This window comes from Pedobacter sp. N36a, from assembly GCF_014472395.1.
GTDB lineage: Bacteria > Bacteroidota > Bacteroidia > Sphingobacteriales > Sphingobacteriaceae > Pedobacter.
The window spans coordinates 388,225-407,740 of the sequence record NZ_JACSZW010000006.1 but is presented as its reverse complement, the minus strand read 5'-3'; the positions used below and the strand labels follow the sequence as shown (position 1 = coordinate 407,740).

Here is a 19,516-nt window from a genome sequence, read left to right as displayed (position 1 = left end):
CTCCCGAACCGTTCAATAAACACATGATCCAATGCTCTTCGCCTGCCATCCCTGCACCATTCCACCGTCATGATGTTAGAAATGCTCCAGACAACGATCTTTCGGCTGAAAAATCGACTGATTAAATATGGACTTGACTTTAGGTATCGAAAATACTAGGGCACACTATACCCAGACCATACAGCATAGGAGAGCGTTAATTTAGATAAAGGGAAATAGTCTTATGATTATTTCCCTTTTCTTTCTAACAGCAACTAGGTTTAGTTTTTAGCACGTGATATAGAAGGCGTCAATTTTAACTAAATTTTGTGATCAATATGTACTGTTACCTCATCTGTATGCGTTACAAGAATTTTCATTTTTTCAATCTCAGTTTTCTTTTCAAAAATCATTTTCTCCATTTCAAACTGTCTGATAGTTTCCAAATTAACCTTCGTCCCAATCTGTTGCAGCAACGTAGAAACATCCTTATAACAATCAGCACCAGGATCCACAAAGCGAAGTTGTGCTAAAGCTTTATCATAGCCTTCCTTTGATTCTTCCAATTTTGCTTTGAGCAACTGATTGCTGCAATATTCATTTTTATGTTGCTGATAAATAGAAGTAATCAACTTTTCAACCTCCTTATAGCAACCCAATTCCTCTGGAACATAACGCAGTAGAGAAAATGCTTTACTAAACTCTTTTCGATCAATGCTTACCGTAGCAGATTTTAAAATTTTAGCACAATTTTCTTGGTAAAAATCTTTGATCAATTGCTCTCCTGATTGTAAAAATTCATTGATTTTCTTATCGTTGGGCTTTATTTCCTGAATGACCTTAAAAATTGCAGCATCTACATTATCTGCCGTAATATTCGTGGTTTTACTAAAGGTATTAAACGTAACATGAAGGTCAGGGTTCTCCAATGTAAATTGAACTTGTAACTTCATCACCTTAACATCTCCCATATCTCCAGCCGTCATATTACTTAGCACATTAATTTTAGGAACGATATAGAAAGGCGACTGGTTGGAAAAGCTTACGCTATTCTTGAAGTTCTTTTTTAATTGCGCTACCAACAATTCGTAATGTTTTTTCTGAACCATTGCATCTCCATCGGGGACACTAAAACTGTAACTCATCGAACTTACCCTTATATTTTGAGCGAAAGTCATTGAGGTTGAAAAAACGACAAGTATCATACTTAACACAATTCTTATCATAGCCCCCTTACTTAATCGTAATAAACAAGCTCTGACCTTTAACATTACGGCTTGCATTTAAGTTTTTACTTTTTAAGAACCGGATAATTTCGGACGCAAATTTGTTTGGATTAAAAGGCTTATCTGTCTCCTGATCAAACAAGGGAATACGAACTTCATCGAATATCATTTTGTTTTCAACAATACCTGCTAAATTAGCCCTCCCCCTAAATGCATTAGCAGAAACCCATTCTTCAATAGCATCGTTTAAGAAGTGGCCACCGTCAATTTCCGAATCAAAATTTATCGCACAATTTTCATCCAAATTGAAATGAATCACCAATGCCCTTCCAATATCTCTGATCTCGTCCGTTTTTACCATCAAGTTATTCAAAAACTCTTCTTGTATCTTTTCAAATGCACGAACAATAAGCTTCTCCACATCATTTGTAGCAAACCTTCCACTTGATGCCGATTGGTTTGAAAAGCTTGCGCCGGTATGCGTTTCAAATGCAGTTATGTTTAAGGTAATATTCGTACCGCTATCATCCGTATTATTCTGAACATCTACCTGCACATAAAAATCTGCACCAGAGCCACTCAACAAATCGGATTTAAAGTTGGCTTGCCTATCAGCCGTAAAAGCAGAATTGGCTTGTGCAGCACGCAAATTGGCTACAAAATCTACGGTAGACCAGCCCCGTTGATCAAAAGCTTCCTTCACCTTAGATACAGCAGTACGCACTGCAGGGTTATTATCCAAAACAGTTTGAATATTCTCATCCTGTTTATTATAGGGTACCACCATAATTTTTGCGGCAGCTCTAGCCATCTCACTACTTCTGGTCGCTGCTATTTGCGCATTAACATCAGGCATAAAGCAAGCAAAAACCATAAAAAATATAATACTAACCGAAACACATTTCATATTAAAAACCTATTTTATTTAACACTTTATTACGCTCAAATTCCGTACGTAAAGCATTGTAATTCAATTTAAATTCTACTACTGCAGAGACACACTTTTCGTTACCCGAGCAGGTATAAAATGTTGAACTTGAACTGGTGATAAACTGTTTATAATCGCCATTCCAAAACTTATCAAAAAATGCTTTATTTTCACTTTCAATAGATTTCCCTTTACGAATCATTGGATTTTTGAAATCTGTACCTGGGAATCCCATATAAAACAATTGTTCCAAAGCTTTCCTATGCGCATTTTTAAGTGCCACTTGATGGCCTTCATCCTTTTTATTGTTAGGAAATTCATCGCTAACTCCTCTCAGAGTGACCAAACCTTGTGCATTATGTTCTACTACGGAAGAATTCGAATAAGGGTTTGTCAATAGTTTCTTTGAACAGCTAGACGTCACAGATAGGCTTATAACCAACAGCACCAAAAGTTTAATTTTTCTCATTTTTATATTTATTAATTTGTTAATTTATTATTTCGTTAATACTCCAAACGTCACCTTATCTGCAACCGCCTTTTTTATGTTTTTTTCCCCATCAATTACTGTTACGCTGGAGAAATTACCATCATCTACGCTAAACACCCATGCCGTGCCAATTTTTTGCTGTCTATCGATGGCTTTTCCACCTACATTTACCGTAATCTTGGAAACAATATCCAGCAATTGTCCTTTATTGATCCCTAAGTTTGAACCAGCAGCAATGACAAAACTCTTAAACGGGCCTTTGAAACTCCCAACGTCTCCTTTTGCAGATTGCAATTTCCCCCCTTTACCAATCCATTCCACAATCTCAATACGCATCGGAAAATTTTTACTTGTAAAAAGCCTTACATTCTCACTTAAACGATCCAATGCAGCTTTAAGGGAGGCATCCGAATTATCTTTTGACTGGTTTAACTGATTTTTTTTGTTTTCAAGCACTTTAATCTCATCCTTATTGTAATACGCTTTGATGATCGCTTTTAAATTGTCAGCCTCCGTAATTAATTCGGAATTTATACTTTCTGTTGTGATGATCTCTCCCGTTGACACATCCAACACTTTTAACTGTATGGTCACATTACTGTTCCATTTGTCTTTCTTCTCGGTATGTTTTACACCCAAGATATTACCCTCAATCATATAGCTGGCACCTTTGCTTATACCATCTTTAAAAGACTCTTTACTGTCCATAAAGGCTTCCGTTCTTTGTAGCTTTTTCTCTTTCTCTAGGCTCTCCATGTTACTGCGGTCTACAACAGTAAATCTCTTAGAAGAAACAAATGAATTAATAATGGTTTCCTGAATAATTTTGACTTCCATCTTTGAAACCATTTCTTCATCAAAGGACATTGGAATAAATGCGACACTGATTTTTTCTTGTGCTTTCACAGAAAAACTACACAAAAATAATGACGCTAGGTAAAATGATTTTTTTATCATGATTTAATAAAAGTGGTAATGAAAATTTGTGATTAATAACGTTTGTGATAACTTAGGATGTGAGAACAATCATCCCGTAAATCAATCCTGCAAAGTTTAATTATTTAGACTGGCGATCCAAACAGGTAGAAGGTAGTTTAATGGTAGTCTGAAGGTAGTTTATGCTAGTAAAAAAGGGTAGTCTAATGGGTAGCGAACCATACTACCCAGATATAAATAACTCACTTCAAACTAATTGCATCTGAACAACTGAAAATTAACGGATGTAGCTTTCCTAGGCCCTTATAAATACCTACAAAAGCTAACTTACCTGAGAAATAAAATACTGATTATTTTTTTAGTGACAAACAGGGAAACCTTTAGGCTTGTAAACCACCCTTAATTACATCAACGCCGAACGGTTATTCACCTCTAAGAGGTCATAAATAGTTTTGAGGTGATACTTTACAGTATTATCGGAGATGAAAAGTTCAGCGGCAATTTCTTTATTAGTTTTACCTTCACGAACGAGTTCAATAATTTTTAAATGACGTGGCGTTAATTTAGATGTATCTGCAGCTCTTAATGGTTGCATGCTGCCATGCGTATCAGTTGGGCTTGCATCTGTTTGCAAACGGAAATGCAACAATTCCAATTCTCTTTCAGTAGAAAGACGACCTCTTTTATTAGCTTTATTCAGCTTAAACAAAGTAATAATCAACCCAAACAACAGGAGGATAACATAAACATAAAGTAAGCTCACCTTCTTTTGGTTGCTACTTTCTACCAAATTGCGATCCTGTAAGAACTCTTTCTCAAGCTGCGCCAATTTTCCGCTACGATTAGCGGCATCATATTGACGCCTTTCTTCACTTACCTTTTTCTGTACTTCATAGGCATTCTTATAATCATCATTCTCTACGTAATAGAAGATCATGCTTTCAAGCATCATAATTCTATATAAATCTATACCGTATTTAACTGCGTAATTGAAACCCTTATTAAAAGCTTCTTGAGCCTTTTGCTTACTTTTTAATTTGTTATATAATTGGATTTTGGCTTTGTATAATACCGGCAGATGCTTAGGATTTTCTTTCTCTAAAAGCTTTATACCTTCATCAAAGTACTTTTCAGCAGCTACAACATTATCTTTTTTCAGCTCTAGTTGACCTAGGACACAGGTGTAAAACGCAAGTGTTTCTTTTTTTACATAATGAAGGAGACTAGCGTCTACTTGTTTTAAATTTTCTAGTAACTCCTTCTCGTTCTTTAAATCATAGTGAATTAAGATTCGTTCAATTAATATGCAGGTTTCCGTTTCTAGCTTATGCTCAGTTTTTTGACCTTCCTGATAGGCATTTTGAAGGTTTGTCAAAGCACCTGTATAGTTATACAATTGCTTATAAACTAAGGATTTTTGCAGGTAAGCATGGTACTTATCATAGGCACTAGATGTAGGATCGCTTATGATAGATTCTAACTTTATTAAAGATTTTTCATGTTGATTATTGCCATTTAAAACTGAAATCTCTTCATGTAATTTATTATAATTAATGGTTTGACTAACGGCAGGTGTTAGAAAATTAAAAATACCAGTTGCACAAATCAGCAATAAAAAACGTAAAAACATGTGGTGTAGAAAAAAGACCAGTTAGAAAATTAGTGTGAATTCGCGAAGATAGAAAACAATTTGAAAAAACAACTACTTAACTAAAAAGAAATAAAACTACTTGAAAAACGTACACAAAATTTATTTTTACTACGGTAGAGTTAAAGCGATCAGTCAATGAGTTAGCCTAAATCCATATGTAATTTGAGTATAAGACACACAGGTTAGTGGTCGGATACTGGTCGGGAAGAGAAGGGCCTTACAATAGGGTTCGGAGGGGGTTCGCGTAGGGTTCGCGTAGGGTTGCCTTAGTCTTTGCTATCCAAACCCTAACCGAACCCCCTCCTACAGCTAAAGAATATCAGGTCTCTTCCCAACCACAACTACAGTTCTTTTTCCTTTATAAACTGCTCCCCGCTCCAAATTATACCTTATCGGCCCAGCCATCCCGAACAGACTAACAATTACTAAGTCAATTTTATCATTAAATACACATTGACTGTTCATTTTAATTGTTTAAAAAATTAAAATATCGACCAGGCATACATTTTTGTGCTCCTGAAACGATAAGCAGCTCAATAATGGCATAAAATTGGCTCTGAATTTATTACGCTTAACGAAACCCTTTAACCTCAACTGAATTGTCACACCGCGCCTATTTATACAATCTCGATACTCCTTCAATTGCTGAAAACTCCGACATCATGATGATGGAATGGAAATATGAAATGCCGCTCATGCTCCAGCCTCTATTAATTGAAGGTGGGTTTATTGCCGGCAACAGCTACAACAATCACGTAGAGTTTAACAATTCCGGTTTATTTTATGATGCCCAACCAGGCATTGAAAACCTGAAACGCTTTTATAATTTCCTGGAAGCACAGCCTAAGCTGATTGAAAACTTAGAGAAGTTTAAAGAAGCCAGGGATAAGCTATTCAATTACCTTGATCAACTTGATGGTGCTTATTTCCACCTCGATATGTGGGACATATTCAATATGGATGATATCACTCATGAAGAGCAGGCAGCCGAATGGCTGGCCAGTATTACCTATAATAATCGGGTCATTACAGCCGCAATGGACGCAAACGACATCAGTCTCCTCAACTACAAAAACCTTAAAGATGTCAGCCCTGCTTTTACCACCTTCTCCAAACTTTTGAATTATGAAGACTATGAGTATGGCTGGATCTGCATCTATCAGGAGTACGAGGAAGAAGAAGAGTTTCAATTATTCGAAGAAAATCAGCTCTGGGGCTTTAAAAATAAGGAAGGCGAGGTGATCCTCAGTCCGCAGTTTGATGAGTTTTATACTTTCAGCCACCATGACCTCGCGGTCGTTTCAAAAAAAGGCAAATATGGCTACCTGAATACCAGCGGCAAAATTGTAATTCCCTTAATCTGGGATGATGCTTTTGACTTTGAATATTCGGAAGTCGCCGTGGTGGCATTACAAGGAAAAATGGGTCTGATCAATACCAAAGGCGAACAGGTCACAGCAATCATATATGACGACCTGAAAAGCCTTAATGATGGAACCTGTTATAACGCAACCGACGGACTCTGGGGCGTCATCACTGCTGATGGAAAAGTTGTCATCCCCTTAGCATATGAAAATGAAATTGAGGAGGGTTATGGTTACTACCACGTTAAAATTCCCGGACAAAAAAATGAAAAGATTTTCAATGAACTTTTCAATTACCTGGGCGAATATCCAGTTTCGGCCCTAGAAAACATTCAAGGAGGCTTGTTACTGGTAAAACCACATAAAGGAGTCAATTTCAGCTCCATCTTTAAAAAAGACGGCTCATTACTGGTGACCGAATTTGATAAACTCAGTATGGAAACTAATTTCCCTGACCTCCTGGTGATTAGGAAAGAGAAAAAACACGCTGCCATCAGCAGGAAAACGGAAGATTTTATCCTCCCATTTGAATACGATTCCATATTGGACATCGGAATTACCCTGGATGGCGATTATAATTATACAGACCAGGCATTGGTCCAGCAAGGAAATCAAAAAGGAATTTTCAATGGAAATCCGGAACAACTGTCCTGGCTCATTCCTCTGGATAACTATCAGCAGATCATTTGGCTGAACGGCCCAATTTTCGCCCTGAAGAAAAATAAAACCTGGGCGATTGCAAATCCGGAAAGTCAGGACTTCAGTGAATTTATATTTGACCTGATCATCCGAAAACCTGGAGATAATGGCTTTGCTTATGCTTTCAAAGACGATCAGGTGTATACAGTAACCGAAAATAGTATTAGCCCAACTGATCAAGAGGAGGCACTAGAGCATGCCAGTTATGATTATGTTTACGCCTTTGAATACGACAGCAGAAAAAGACTTTTAAGCTATGGAAAAGGTCAAAAAATGACCGATCAGCAGATCGACGATGAACTCAGCGACAGCTATTTATTATTTGAAAAGGGAGAACAGGCTTACGAAGATGAGGATTATGGAATAGCCATTTACTACTATACCATCGCCTCAGAAAAAGGTCATTCCTATTCCATGAACAATCTGGCACATATCTACTACAGCATTCAAGGGTTTAAAAATAATGACAAAGCCTACTTCTGGTACCAGAAAAATGCTTTAACTCCTAATGAAGATGCCATGAATGGACTCGGCATGTGTTACAAATATGGGATTGGATGCGATGTTGATATTGAAAAGGCCATTTACTGGTTGAATAAAGCTGCAGATGCGCAATCCGCACTGGCAAACAACAACCTTGGCGACATTTATTCAGATGAGGAACTCCTGCCCTATGACCTGGAAAAAGCATTAATTTATTATCAGCAGGCAGAAAAACATGGAGAACCCAGATACAATTGGTTGGGATACCTCCATGATTTAAAAGCGGAATACGAAAAGGCCCTGGAGTATTATAAACTAGGTGCGGAAGAAGAAAATGAGATTTCCGCCTTCAACTTCGCTATTTTAAATAGCAAAGGATTGGGAACCCCTAAAAACAATGAACTGGCGATAAAATACTTTGAGCTTTCCGCAGTGCTGGGTTATCCCAACGCACACATGGAACTCGCCAGGATTTATAGAAATGAAAAGGGATTTCAGGACGAAAAGAAAGTAGAAATACACCTAAAAGAAGCCAGAGCAGCAGATTTGGAGATACCTGAAGAACTCTTAGAAAAGAAGAAAGGTTGGTTTGGTTTTTAACTGAGCCCATGAGCTATCACTTAAACCTGTTTAGGAGGACTGCAGCTAGCGCACAGCATAGTTATTTTCACAATGAATTACCTAGCTTTACCGTTATATAAAAATTTACAAGATCATTAAACGTTAATTAATGGAAGAAAAAACTTCTTTTTGGCAGCGAATAGGTATACAAGATTGGTTTTTAAGCAATAATAACACTGATCCGGTAGCTAAGGCACAGCCACTTACGCCCGACACCGTTTATACTTATATCATAGAAAAATTCAAGGAATCTATTGCGGAACTTTCCTTTGCGGAACGCGTAGTCTTCTACCATGAATATATCATCTGCTTAAACACGGAGGATTATCGTGCTTTTATGGACAACAGAAACGGTCTATTCGGATTAATTGCACAGGAATCTGTAAAGAAATTTTATGAAATACTGAATGATTATGCAGGAACTGGCAAAAGAGTGGAACCATCCAGTAATAAATGGGTATTCCGCTTTGTTTCGCACCCTGATTATAAACCCGGAGACAAAGGTTTTATTGGTAAATTAATGCCTGATGGCGGTCAGAAGCAAGAAAATCTGAGGGTTACTTTTATTCCCCGTCAAACTGGGCTGGCCCAAACTTTCGACATCAGTAACGACATCTTAAAGGATTTCATCTTTTACAGCGAAGGTTATTACGAAATCCCCTACCTGGCCAATCTGAAATTTGCTCCGAAAAATGATTCGGTAGTCGAAAATGTAGTGCTGGCAAGATTTGAAACCACCCTGCCCGATAAAGCCTTCTCCGGAAAAAAACTGGAATACCTGATGATGTCTAATGACCTCATCGTTTCAGGAAATGAAGAAATCCGGGAAGAGGCCAATATTTTCAAAATCCCTTCTGAATGGGTAAACTCCCCGCACCTTCAAATTCGCTATCGCAAAACAGAAGATAAATTCTTTCTTTCCTCATTTGGAGAGAAAACCATTCTCAACGAAAATCTGGTAGAACGAAGTAATCCGGATGATCCAAATTGGGTAGAACTTCCCCTGAATTCAAAAATAATTCTGAATGGAATTATCGGCATCAACATATTTAAAGCCTAGCGTATGTCACAAATCCTATCCCTGGCGTTATTGTTCATATGTATCATCTTACTGATCGCACATTTTGTGTCGATTAAAAACTCGACCAACAAACAGGAATAATGGATAGCAACTATTTTGGAATTACAGATGTTGGTAAAGTACGCGGCAATAACGAAGATACTTTTGTTGCACAAAAAATAGCAGGGAACGAACTGGTCCTTGCCTGCGTAATTGATGGTGTTGGAGGTTATGCCGGTGGCGAAGTAGCGGCTGCAATTGCGAAAGAGACCATACAAATGCAGCTGAGTAAGCCATCAGGCGATATTCTGCAGTTGATGCGAAATGCAATTACTGAAGCAAACGATCGCATTCTCTCTGCCAAACAGCAGGAAAAAGCGCATGAAGACATGGCTTGCGTACTCACGATTGCAATCGCCGACCTGAGCAATAACCTGTTCTACTATGCACATGTGGGCGATACCCGATTGTACCTGCTGCGCGACAACTCCCTGATCAAAATCTCGAAAGACCAATCTTTCGTTGGTTTTATGGAGGACTCAGGACGTTTAACGGAAGAACAAGCCATGCTGCATCCTAAACGGAATGAGATCAACAAGGCATTGGGTTTCCCAGGAAGTATCAATGGCCAGGAAGAGGACATCGAAACCGGCCAATCACCTTTCTTACCAGGCGATATGATCCTGCTTTGCAGCGATGGCCTGTCGGATATGGTAAATAAAGAAAGCATCACGGGCATCCTGCTGAAAGACTTTACGCTGGAACAAAAAGGAAAAGCATTAATCGACCTCGCAAATGCGAATGGCGGCCGCGATAACATTACGGTAGTACTGGTCACCAATGACAAAGCCACATTTGTTCATGAAGCCACCAAACCAAAATCTGAAGCAAGGAAAAGGAAAACCATAACAAATCCAGCACATCTAGGTTCTGAGCAAACCAGCAGAGCGCAGCTAAATCCAGAAATAACAACTCCAGAAAGAGCAGTTTCAGAAAGACTAATTCCGGAAAACAAGAAGAAGTTAAATCCAATATTACTGATCCTCGCCTTTGTGGTCATTGCTGCAATTGCTTATTTCTTCTGGAACCAGCAGAGCCCAGAAACAAAACCGACGCTGATTCCAGATTCTACAGTAGTTGAGCCTAGCCAGGCCTTTAAACTCCAGGACACCCTGAACAAGCTGAAAGGAAACATATTAATCCTGGACACGACCATGTTTAAATCGCCAATTATGATCACTGAACCGATCAAAATTACCAGAGATAGTTTATACCTCAGGGCACAGCGAAACTTGGTCATCAAAAGTGATACTGGCTATAAAGGACCGGCATTCCTGATCTCTCCCAGTAATAAAAGCACCTTACTGGAGAATTTTACTTTAGAAAACGTAATCGATAACAGTGCTTTGCAGAAAAAAGGGGTACTCCTGAAAAATGTAAATTTCATACGAACAGATATCCCGGCGGTAAAGCCAAAATAAAACGCCGATTAAACCAACCAATAGACATCAATTATCCAGAATAACACCATAATATGGGCAAACAAACAGCAAATCTCCAAAGCAGAAATATTGAGCGTATCTTTTTACTGCTCAGTACCATCGTATTGGGGGCCTTATTTGTCACGCTTTATTTTACTCAGCAGCAAAGCTTTACGGAAGTCTACACGAGATTGAAGGAAGGCACAATGGTGAATTTAAATGATGCAGAGCCTGGTAAACGGATCAAAAACCTCCTGATAAAAGGATACTATTTCGAGGATAAAAAAGACATCAACCTGATCGAAGAGGTCGTGAGCAGCCAGGTTTCCCTGCATAAACAAGGCATAGACAACATCGGGGAGCTGAACAAACGCAAATTTTTCGTTCCCGCAGATCTCGCTTTTTCAAATGGCGGAAAAAACTTTAAAGAAAGAGTTTTGGCTTCGCGCCTGTTATTGGGCTTTACCGGAACAGACTCTTTAAAATATCAGCAGGAACAAAAACACCCGCAGCAATTACCTTCGGTCAAAGATTTCGCCAAAGGCAGTTATGGACTGAGTGGAAAGATAACCGACACGGCAAACAGGCCGGTTGCCGGTATTTTAGTACGCCTGCAAATGATCCTGCCTCAGGATACCGCATACACTGAAGACGAGGTGGTCAATGATTTCATTGCCTATTTAAGAACCGACGCAAATGGCGAATACCATTTCCAGCATTTACCAGACCATGAAGCTTATGGCGTACTCCCACTAAAACCAGGCGCTCAGTTTGGAAAATCGCAGGGTCTGCAGGAACTGGACAAAGAGGTAACGCTCAATTTTAAGCTATCTCCGCATAGCATTAAGCTGTTCTCCACCCGTGATTTCAAGATCCTGAAAAAGGAAAAATCATTGATTGTACGAACCCCGGAAAACTATAACCAATGGTACTGGATCATATTGGGCTGTTTCTTTAGCGGCTTCTTCCTGCTTCACCTCCTTCTAAAGGCTAGATATCCCCAGGCAGATCAATTGATACTGCCCATCATTATGCTGATGACCGGGCTTTCTTTCCTGACTTTATTGAGTTTACAAGACCCTTTAAGGGATCGATTTTTAGCCCGAGACAGCCTTATTTTTTATGGCTTAGGGGTATTGAGTATTGGAATTATCCTCTCCTTAAACCTGCGAAAGTTCAATGTAGACTCGCGTTTGTACCGTATGTTCCTCGTTAAAAATGCCTTCAGTAAGGCAAAAGGCTGGCAATGGGCCATCCTGGCACTTTGCTTATTGGCTTTTACCATCGTATTTGGTACCGGTCCGGAAGGCAGTGGCGTAAAAGTGAACCTCTTTGGTGTACAGCCCAGCGAAATTGTAAAATACGCCATCATCCTCTTCCTTGCTGGTTTCTTCGCCTCAAATGAGCGCTTTATCACCGAGTACAGCAGCTGGAAAAAGCGCTGGTTCTTCTTCTCATTTGCTTTAATTGCCATTCTGACCGCGATATTGCTTTACTTATTATTAGGCGATTTAGGCCCGGCAATGGTGGTTTGTTTCACCTTTATCATTCTCTTCTCTTTTTCCCGAGGAGATTTTATGATGATGCTGACCGCGATTATTATCTATGTCATCAGTGCATGGCTGCTGAATGTATGGATCGCGACTTTAGTGACCGCCGCATTGGTTTCCCTGATTATGGTGATCAATAAAAAGACCAGCGAATCGGCCATCATGATCGTAGTAGTCATGGCCGCATTTTTACTGATCGATCAGGTTCCATACCTGGATAAACTAATTCCTGGCCCTGTAAACAGGCTTAGCGAACGTAAATCCATCTGGCAGGACCCCTGGAACAATGAAGTCTATGGTGGTGATCAGGTGGCCAATGGCATCTGGGCAATTTCCAGTGGCGGCATTAGTGGTCAGGGCATCGGACAAGGTTTTGCGAAAACCATCCCTGAGGCTCATACCGACATGATCTTACCCGCAATCGGAGAAGAATTTGGCCTCGCCGGAATTATAGGCATCTTCATTGTGTTCCTAATATTTTTACACCGCTCCATCCTGATTGGGCGGCAAACCGGCATGCCCTTCCTCTTCTATCTATCAGCAGGGATCGGCATCAGCTTATTCATCCAGTTTTTACTCATCGCAGGTGGTTCTACCGGCGCATTGCCCCTATCAGGCGTGGCCCTGCCTTTCATCAGTTACGGTGGTTCTTCTCTGGTGGCGAATATGCTTGCCGCAGGATTTTTATTAGCGGTATCATTGGTAAAAGGCACAGAGGTACAGATGACTTACATCACCAAACAACAGGATAAAAACCTGGTTCCAGCCCTCCTGGCAGCGAGTATCGCAATCGTATTGCTTTCATTTACGGTAGCCGGATACATTACCCACAATAAAAAATGGGTAGTGCAGCCCGCAATGGTGGCAGACAGAAGTGGGGCACGTATGTTCAGTTATAATCCCAGAATTGCCATCTTAATGAACAAATTGGCCGCAGGCGATTTATACGATAGAAACGGATTGATATTGGCAACAGGTAACCCGGAACACATCAAAAAACAAGAACAGCAACTCAGTAATGCAGGAATTTCCTATAACCTGGATTCCGCAGAACATAAACGTGTAGACAGATATTACCCTTTTGAAGAACAGTTATTTTTCTGGGTTGGCGATCAGAATACCAATGTTTTTAACGGCAGTACCAATGGTTATTTTGCCGAATACGAACATGGTGCAGAACTCAGAGGTTTTCAAACACCAACGGTCTCCTTTAATACCCAAGCGCATAAATACCGTGAAAATAGGTTCCTGCCAAGGGGAGTAAAAGAAATGACGCTGAGCAAAAGAGATTATGCCGCATTGGCTCCGCTTTTACTTTCCGGAATCAACAGCAATGAGGTCGAAGCCTTTAAAAAACGAAACCGCAATGTGAAGCTGACCATAGATGCGGCTTTACAAACCACCATCCAGCATACCATGGCTCAGGATACTGCCATCAGAAACAGTCGGGTATCGGTAGTGATTATGGAAGATGCAACCGGCGATGTGCTCAGTTCGGCAGTGTATCCCCTCCCTCCTGTTAAAAACTGGGATCTGCTCAATACCAGCATCACCGAACAGAATAAAATGGCCGGATGGTATACCACTTCAGATCTGGGTTTTACTACTGCTACTCCTCCGGGATCAACTGCAAAAGTACTTACCGCAATGGCTGCCTTCAATAAGCTCGGCCCTGAAGCGGCAAATAAGACTTACAATGTAACGATGGCAGAGCGGATTCGAACCAAAGGCATTGAACCCGATGAAACCGGCCGTATAGATATGGAAAAGGCGGTGGTGAAGTCGAACAACGTTTACTTCATTAAAATTGCCAATGAAGAACACCTACAGGATGAAATGGCCAGCCTGTATTTAAAAACCGGGATGTTTTTACATGGTGTGGGTGGTTATTATTATGGCAGAGACACGGCGAACCTGAAACAGGAGGCCAAATGGATGGCCTTTTGGGGAAAAACAGAATTCAATACCAAGCCTAAATATGACCCGACACGTATTCGCCGGACCAGGGCTAAGGGAATTTCAGGAATGGCATGGGGACAAGGTGAACTCATTGCAACACCTGCTGCTGTAGCCAGATTGATTTCAGGCGTAGCCAATAACGGCAACCTGGTAGCCAACCGCTATGTCTTGAAAATCAGTGATTCCGCAACGGCAGTGAACCCCGCCGTTCAGCTGAGCAACAACCCACAATATGCAAATACCATTGGCGGTTATATGCTGAAACAAAGTGCCAATAAAACCGCGATACTAGGCTTAAAAGTAGCTGGAAAAACAGGTACTCCAGAGCGGATCTGGAAAAATGAAAAGATAAATGATGGCTGGTATACTTTTTATGCGCCCAAAGCAAATGGCAAAGGACACATTGTAGTGTGTATCAGAATTGAATCTACCCGAGGTTCCAGCAGAGCCGTTAGACTGGCAGGTCAGCATGTGATCCCTGCCTTATTAAAATTAGGGTACGTTAGTAAAGAAGAGAATAAAACTTAAAAAGAGATGGTATGTTTAATCTATTTAGTAAGCGAACACCAGAACCATTGCAGGATGTAAAAGCCATTAGAGAGGCCTTACTAACCGCGATCAAGCAGGAACTCCAAAAGCTTGAAGGCGGTGAAGGCAAGCACATTAAAGGCCTCGCCTTGCTGCTGGCCTGTTTGCCAGCAGAGCGGTTTATGTACGAATCAGCTGTTTTTGTGGAAGATGAACAGCGGTTTAAAAATGAAATCCAGCGCATAGTTGATGATTTTGCGATAGATTTGCCCGGCGACTGGACTTTACAGATTAACTTCGTAGAAGAATTGCCGGCAGATGCCCTCAAACTATCCAATATCAATGCCGCGCTTTACATCAGAACGCCGGAACATGTAGTGGTGACAAAGTCCAGCACTGCTTATATCCGTACTTTGAACGGAGCTTCAGAGCAGATGGAATATAAGATTACTGCTGCCGATGGAAAGATCAATATCGGGAGAGCAGCCAAAGTTCAGGTAAGTGATGGATTTTTCAGAATCAACCACATTGCCTTTTACGATGAAAGTACAGATGAGGCTAATAAATTTATCAGCAGACAGCATGCGCATATAGAATGGGACAGCAATACCGGCTCTTTTCTATTATTTGCTGATGAAGGCGGCATTCCACCCCGCAACAAGGTAAGAATGAGATCCGTAGGCGACCATAGTCCGGTAAAACTGAATGTCTCCGAGATCGGTCATACCTTACAGGAAGGTGATCAAATCATTTTAGGTGAGCTTGCCGTTTTAGAATTTAGTTATATTAATTCAGGAATTATTAATATTGTATAATGAGTAAAGTTTTTACGATAACAGAAGGATTAGAAAATCTGGGTGCCCTAAGTACAGGCGGCCAGGGTTCTGTATATAAGGGTAAACGGGTAGGAACCATCATCACAGCGGTGAAGATCATGCCAACACCTATCCATACAGAAAGTGAGGATGACAAAAACTTCATCAGGTTTAAAAATGAGGTAGAAAAACTCAAAAAGGTAAATGAAGTACCCAATCCCAATGTGGTTAAAATACTGGGATCCGGGCTTACCGAAAGCGGTTCTTTCCCCTTTATTGAGATGGAGTACATTGAAGGCCCTGATCTGGAGAAACTGTTAATGCCTCCTCATCCCCCGATATTTACGATTCAAGAACTCATTAAACTGGCCGAACAGCTGGCGAATGCCCTTGCTCATTGTCACCGTTTAGGCATTAAACATGGAGATATCAAGAGCAACAACGTAAAGTTCAATACGGAAACCGGTAATTATGTATTGCTGGATTTTGGCCTAGCCATCATGTCGGACGAGCAACGCAGAACCAGTCTGCGCCATGCCGGTGCCGTAGAATTTATGGCTCCTGAACAGCACGATGGGGAAATGTTTTTTCAGACGGATATCTACAGTTATGGCATCATCCTTTATGAATTACTTGCCGGAACGGTACCTTTCCCATTGATCAATAAAAATGAAAGCTCACGCAATCAGGTCATGATTTCGCACATGGAAGCAGAAGTGCCCGATCCGATCAGTTTACGCCTCAACAGATTGCCGGAAAGCTGGGATGCAGAGAAAAGAAAAAAAGAAGCAAATGTCCCAAGCTGGCTGCTGCACATCATAAAAAACTGCTTAGAGAAAGTCCCTGAAAAACGATATGCCAACGGTGCTGTTTTACAGGATGCAATCATACATAGAGGCGCTGATATCCTTCCAGCAGCTGTTCCAGTAACACCACAGGTTAAACCTGCAGCACCTTTGTATCAGGAAACAGCAACAGCTTCGGCAGCAGCAACTGACGAGGTCAGGTTATCGAAACCTGTTTTTACGCTCCTGATTTTATCCATTATACTCCTGGGGATGCTTTCCGCTTACGGCTTGTTCATGAAGGGCGATGGTAATGCCATGCGTACCGCTGCACTGGACACGACAAGTATAAGCAAGGCCGACACCAGCAGCAATGAACAGCATTATGAACGCGATACCACTGCAGCAATTCAGCCCGTTGCGATAGATACCGCTGCACAGCAGGCGGAAATTGACAGTCTCAGGAAAGAGTATGAAGCACAGATGGCAGCCTCCGCAAAACGTGCAGAAGCAGAAGCGAAGGCAAAAGAGAATACCCCTGTAATTGTGAGCGAGGGTAAAAAATACCAGATCCCAAAAGGAACCATCTATTTCTATGAAGCTGCAAATGCCAGTTCGCAGAAAAACGGAGTACTCGGTTTATGGAACAATGCCAAATTCAATGTAATTGAAGAAGAAAATGGCTTTATTTATGTGACACATACCAATAAAGATGGACAAGTGACCAAAGGCTGGTTAAATAAAAACGACCTTAAAGAGGTAAAGGAATAAGCCAGGCTTATTCCTTTACCTTATGAATTTGTAATAACTGAATCACCATCCACAAAGAACCTAAAGCCAACCCCTCTAACGCTTTCAATGTGGATCTTGGGATCTTTGCTCAGATACTTTCTCAACCTGCTCATGAAGACATCCATACTCCTGCCATTAAAAAAGTCTGGCTCTTTCCATAAATACACTAAAATATCTTCTCTTTTAATCAGCGCCTGCTGATTTAAACATAGATAGTTCAGTAAATCTGCTTCTTTCTCTGTAAGTATCTTTTCGAAATCATCAGATTTTAACAGCAGATTCTTATAATCAAAAGAAAAGAGACTAATATTGAAAACCTTATTGATCTTTTTAGTTTCATTTTTCGTCCGCTTTAAGATGTTCCTGATGCGCAGGATCAATTCATCCGCATCAAAGGGCTTGACGATATAATCATCAGCGCCAAGCTTTAAGCCTGCCAGTTTATCCTCCCTCATATTTTTCGCCGTGACAAACAAAAAGGGCAGCTCCGGATAATAATGGTTCAATTTCCTAGCCAAACTAAAGCCATCCAGCTCAGGCATCATCACATCCAGTACCATCAAATCGTAAGCGTTATGCTTTAACTCATCAAAAGCCTCCAGACCATTGAATACCCTGTTTACCTGAAATCCATTCATCTCCATGTACTGCTTGAGCAGGTTTCCCAGGTCAAGGTCGTCTTCTACAATCAGTATCTTGCTATCCATATTTTATCTCCAGAATAAATGTGCTTCCTGCCCCTGATCTGCTTTCCATGATCAATTCTGCCCCTATTAAATTTGCGGCTTGTTTGCTCAGGTATAAACCAAGGCCAAGCCCTTTTACATCGTGCTGATTGTGTGCAGGAACGCGAAAAAACTGATCAAAAATAAATGGCTGATAGGCTAAAGGAATCCCCGGTCCTGCATCAGTAATTTCGATCCTGTATTTACGATGCTGCACTTTACTTTTTAAAGAGATAACAGTCCCTTCCGGACTATACTTCACAGCATTCTCGATCAGGTTATTTAAGATTTTATCTAAAATCTCCATGTTGATGAAAACGTGATGCTTTTCAGGACTGATTGCGCTGATAAACTCATGGCCTTCCATTCTGATTTCCTTCACGTAATCTTGCAGATAGGAACTGATGTCTACGTTTTCCTTTTTAACTTCATCAGGAGATGACAGAGCGCTTTCCAGCACAAAATCAATCAGCTTCTGGATCTTAAAATGCTGACGATTCAGGGAAGCTAAAAGTTCATCTGTTAGCTGAGGATTGGAACGCACCTCGGTCCTTTCCAGACTCTTTAAGATCAGCCCAACAGAGCTCAAAGGTGTCTTTAGCTCATGGGTAATGTTATTGGCAAAGTCTGTTTTGATTTCGGCCAGCCTCTTTTGTCGGAACATGGCACTGAAAACCAGGTAAAAAAGGAGGATAACTGCCACAATCATTAGAAACGCCAATAGATAAATTCCTACCATACGTTTCCAGACCTCCGTTTTCCAGGTAGAGACCTCCAGATACTGGGCGCGTTGAATCTGTAATTTAATGGCCGAAGTTCCGCTACCATCTGCTTTGGGAAAACTATCTACAATGGTATTGCTGCCATTCGCAGTTAGTAAGGTATTAAGGGTTTGAAAAGGGCTGCCAAGAAAAACAAAAGGCGTATCCCTAGTAGACAATAAAGTATCGGTTTTTCCATTAAACGTGATCAGAATTTCATCATACTGCGCTTTATATTTCAGATCTTTTAAGATTTTATTGGACTGGATGTCTTGGAAAAGCTGCCTTTTTAAGCTTTCTATTTCCGCATCATCGCTCTGATTGAGCCTGGAAAATAAGGTTGCTTTATCGATCTGCTGTAAAATGAAAAGCCTGGCCAAATGCTTCAAGTTTTCCTGAGTCTTTTCCTCAAGAACAGCAATGGATGGCCTATTGATGAGTTTTCCTATTTCAGACCGGATCTCTGTATAATACTTTTCCTTTGTTAACTTATAAGTATTTAAAACCAGCGCATACTGAATGAAAGACAGGGTGCCTACAATAATCACACAGGAAGCAATTAACCATTTAATTTTTCTTTCAACTTTCATCTATCACAAATATATACCTCAACTGGGTTGCTTTTAAGAATTCTGATACCATTAACGCTTCATTAACATTGGATTAACTTATTTCAGAGGAAT

The 19,516-nt window shown here is 40.5% G+C and carries 13 protein-coding genes; 6 read left to right on the top strand and 7 right to left on the bottom strand.

Annotated elements, in window-relative coordinates; translation table 11 throughout:
- Nucleotides 1–299 precede the first annotated feature (299 nt).
- The 5 genes from H9X96_RS14600 to H9X96_RS14580 form a co-directional block, all read right to left on the bottom strand.
- A complete protein-coding gene (locus H9X96_RS14600; RefSeq protein WP_187666999.1) occupies nt 300–1,250 on the bottom strand; it encodes a hypothetical protein in 951 nt (316 codons plus the stop codon).
- Nucleotides 1,213–2,079: a DUF6175 family protein gene (locus tag H9X96_RS14595; protein WP_187666998.1), complete on the bottom strand. Its 867-nt coding sequence runs from the start codon at nt 2,077–2,079 to the stop codon at nt 1,213–1,215. The genes H9X96_RS14600 and H9X96_RS14595 overlap by 38 nt, the downstream gene beginning before the upstream one ends.
- A gap of 34 nt (nt 2,080–2,113) precedes the next feature.
- Nucleotides 2,114–2,602 carry a hypothetical protein gene (locus tag H9X96_RS14590; protein ID WP_187666997.1) on the bottom strand — a complete coding sequence of 163 codons (489 nt, stop codon included), beginning with the start codon at nt 2,600–2,602 and terminating at the stop codon, nt 2,114–2,116.
- 27 nt (nt 2,603–2,629) lie between these two features.
- Nucleotides 2,630–3,529: a CsgG/HfaB family protein gene (locus H9X96_RS14585; RefSeq protein ID WP_187666996.1), complete on the bottom strand. Its 900-nt coding sequence runs from the start codon at nt 3,527–3,529 to the stop codon at nt 2,630–2,632.
- A gap of 433 nt (nt 3,530–3,962) precedes the next feature.
- Nucleotides 3,963–5,189, bottom strand: coding sequence for a LuxR C-terminal-related transcriptional regulator (locus H9X96_RS14580; RefSeq protein ID WP_187666995.1), 1,227 nt, complete (start codon nt 5,187–5,189; stop codon nt 3,963–3,965).
- Between the two features lie 620 nt (nt 5,190–5,809).
- On the opposite strand from H9X96_RS14580, the gene H9X96_RS14575 reads away from it, so the two are divergent.
- The 6 genes from H9X96_RS14575 (at nt 5,810) to H9X96_RS14550 (ending at nt 17,326) form a co-directional block, all read left to right on the top strand.
- Complete coding sequence (locus H9X96_RS14575) at nt 5,810–8,356, top strand: SEL1-like repeat protein (protein WP_187666994.1); 2,547 nt, start codon at nt 5,810–5,812, stop codon at nt 8,354–8,356.
- A 130-nt stretch (nt 8,357–8,486) separates the two neighbouring features.
- Entirely contained in the window at nt 8,487–9,437 is a 951-nt protein-coding gene (locus H9X96_RS14570; RefSeq protein WP_187666993.1) for a hypothetical protein, read from the top strand.
- 101 nt (nt 9,438–9,538) lie between these two features.
- The gene (locus H9X96_RS14565) at nt 9,539–10,918 is read left to right on the top strand and encodes a PP2C family serine/threonine-protein phosphatase (protein WP_187666992.1); all 1,380 of its coding nucleotides are present in this window, start codon (nt 9,539–9,541) and stop codon (nt 10,916–10,918) included.
- A gap of 53 nt (nt 10,919–10,971) precedes the next feature.
- Nucleotides 10,972–14,955: an FtsW/RodA/SpoVE family cell cycle protein gene (locus tag H9X96_RS14560; protein ID WP_187666991.1), complete on the top strand. Its 3,984-nt coding sequence runs from the start codon at nt 10,972–10,974 to the stop codon at nt 14,953–14,955.
- A gap of 11 nt (nt 14,956–14,966) precedes the next feature.
- Nucleotides 14,967–15,770 (top strand): FHA domain-containing protein, encoded by an 804-nt coding sequence (locus H9X96_RS14555; RefSeq protein WP_187666990.1) that lies wholly within the window; start codon nt 14,967–14,969, stop codon nt 15,768–15,770.
- Nucleotides 15,770–17,326 carry a serine/threonine-protein kinase gene (locus tag H9X96_RS14550; RefSeq protein WP_187666989.1) on the top strand — a complete coding sequence of 519 codons (1,557 nt, stop codon included), beginning with the start codon at nt 15,770–15,772 and terminating at the stop codon, nt 17,324–17,326. The genes H9X96_RS14555 and H9X96_RS14550 overlap by 1 nt, the downstream gene beginning before the upstream one ends.
- Nucleotides 17,327–17,346: 20 nt before the next feature.
- Here the strand turns inward: H9X96_RS14550 and H9X96_RS14545 are convergent, their stop codons facing one another.
- Both H9X96_RS14545 and H9X96_RS14540 read right to left on the bottom strand, forming a co-directional pair.
- Entirely contained in the window at nt 17,347–18,054 is a 708-nt protein-coding gene (locus H9X96_RS14545; RefSeq protein ID WP_187666988.1) for a response regulator transcription factor, read from the bottom strand.
- The gene (locus H9X96_RS14540; RefSeq protein WP_187666987.1) at nt 18,047–19,423 is read right to left on the bottom strand and encodes a sensor histidine kinase KdpD; all 1,377 of its coding nucleotides are present in this window, start codon (nt 19,421–19,423) and stop codon (nt 18,047–18,049) included. The genes H9X96_RS14545 and H9X96_RS14540 overlap by 8 nt, the downstream gene beginning before the upstream one ends.
- Between the last annotated feature and the right edge of the window lie 93 nt (nt 19,424–19,516).

Bases quoted from the DNA above. Each gene is read 5' to 3' on its own strand.
- H9X96_RS14600 (WP_187666999.1), bottom strand. From the start codon at position 1,250: ATGTTAAAGGTCAGAGCTTGTTTATTACGATTAAGTAAGGGGGCTATG.
- H9X96_RS14595 (WP_187666998.1), bottom strand. From the start codon at position 2,079: ATGGTTTTTGCTTGCTTTATGCCTGATGTTAATGCGCAAATAGCAGCG.
- H9X96_RS14590 (WP_187666997.1), bottom strand. From the start codon at position 2,602: ATGAGAAAAATTAAACTTTTGGTGCTGTTGGTTATAAGCCTATCTGTG.
- H9X96_RS14580 (WP_187666995.1), bottom strand. From the start codon at position 5,189: ATGTTTTTACGTTTTTTATTGCTGATTTGTGCAACTGGTATTTTTAAT.
- H9X96_RS14570 (WP_187666993.1), top strand. From the start codon at position 8,487: ATGGAAGAAAAAACTTCTTTTTGGCAGCGAATAGGTATACAAGATTGG.
- H9X96_RS14565 (WP_187666992.1), top strand. From the start codon at position 9,539: ATGGATAGCAACTATTTTGGAATTACAGATGTTGGTAAAGTACGCGGC.
- H9X96_RS14560 (WP_187666991.1), top strand. From the start codon at position 10,972: ATGGGCAAACAAACAGCAAATCTCCAAAGCAGAAATATTGAGCGTATC.
- H9X96_RS14555 (WP_187666990.1), top strand. From the start codon at position 14,967: ATGTTTAATCTATTTAGTAAGCGAACACCAGAACCATTGCAGGATGTA.
- H9X96_RS14550 (WP_187666989.1), top strand. From the start codon at position 15,770: ATGAGTAAAGTTTTTACGATAACAGAAGGATTAGAAAATCTGGGTGCC.
- H9X96_RS14545 (WP_187666988.1), bottom strand. From the start codon at position 18,054: ATGGATAGCAAGATACTGATTGTAGAAGACGACCTTGACCTGGGAAAC.
- H9X96_RS14540 (WP_187666987.1), bottom strand. From the start codon at position 19,423: ATGAAAGTTGAAAGAAAAATTAAATGGTTAATTGCTTCCTGTGTGATT.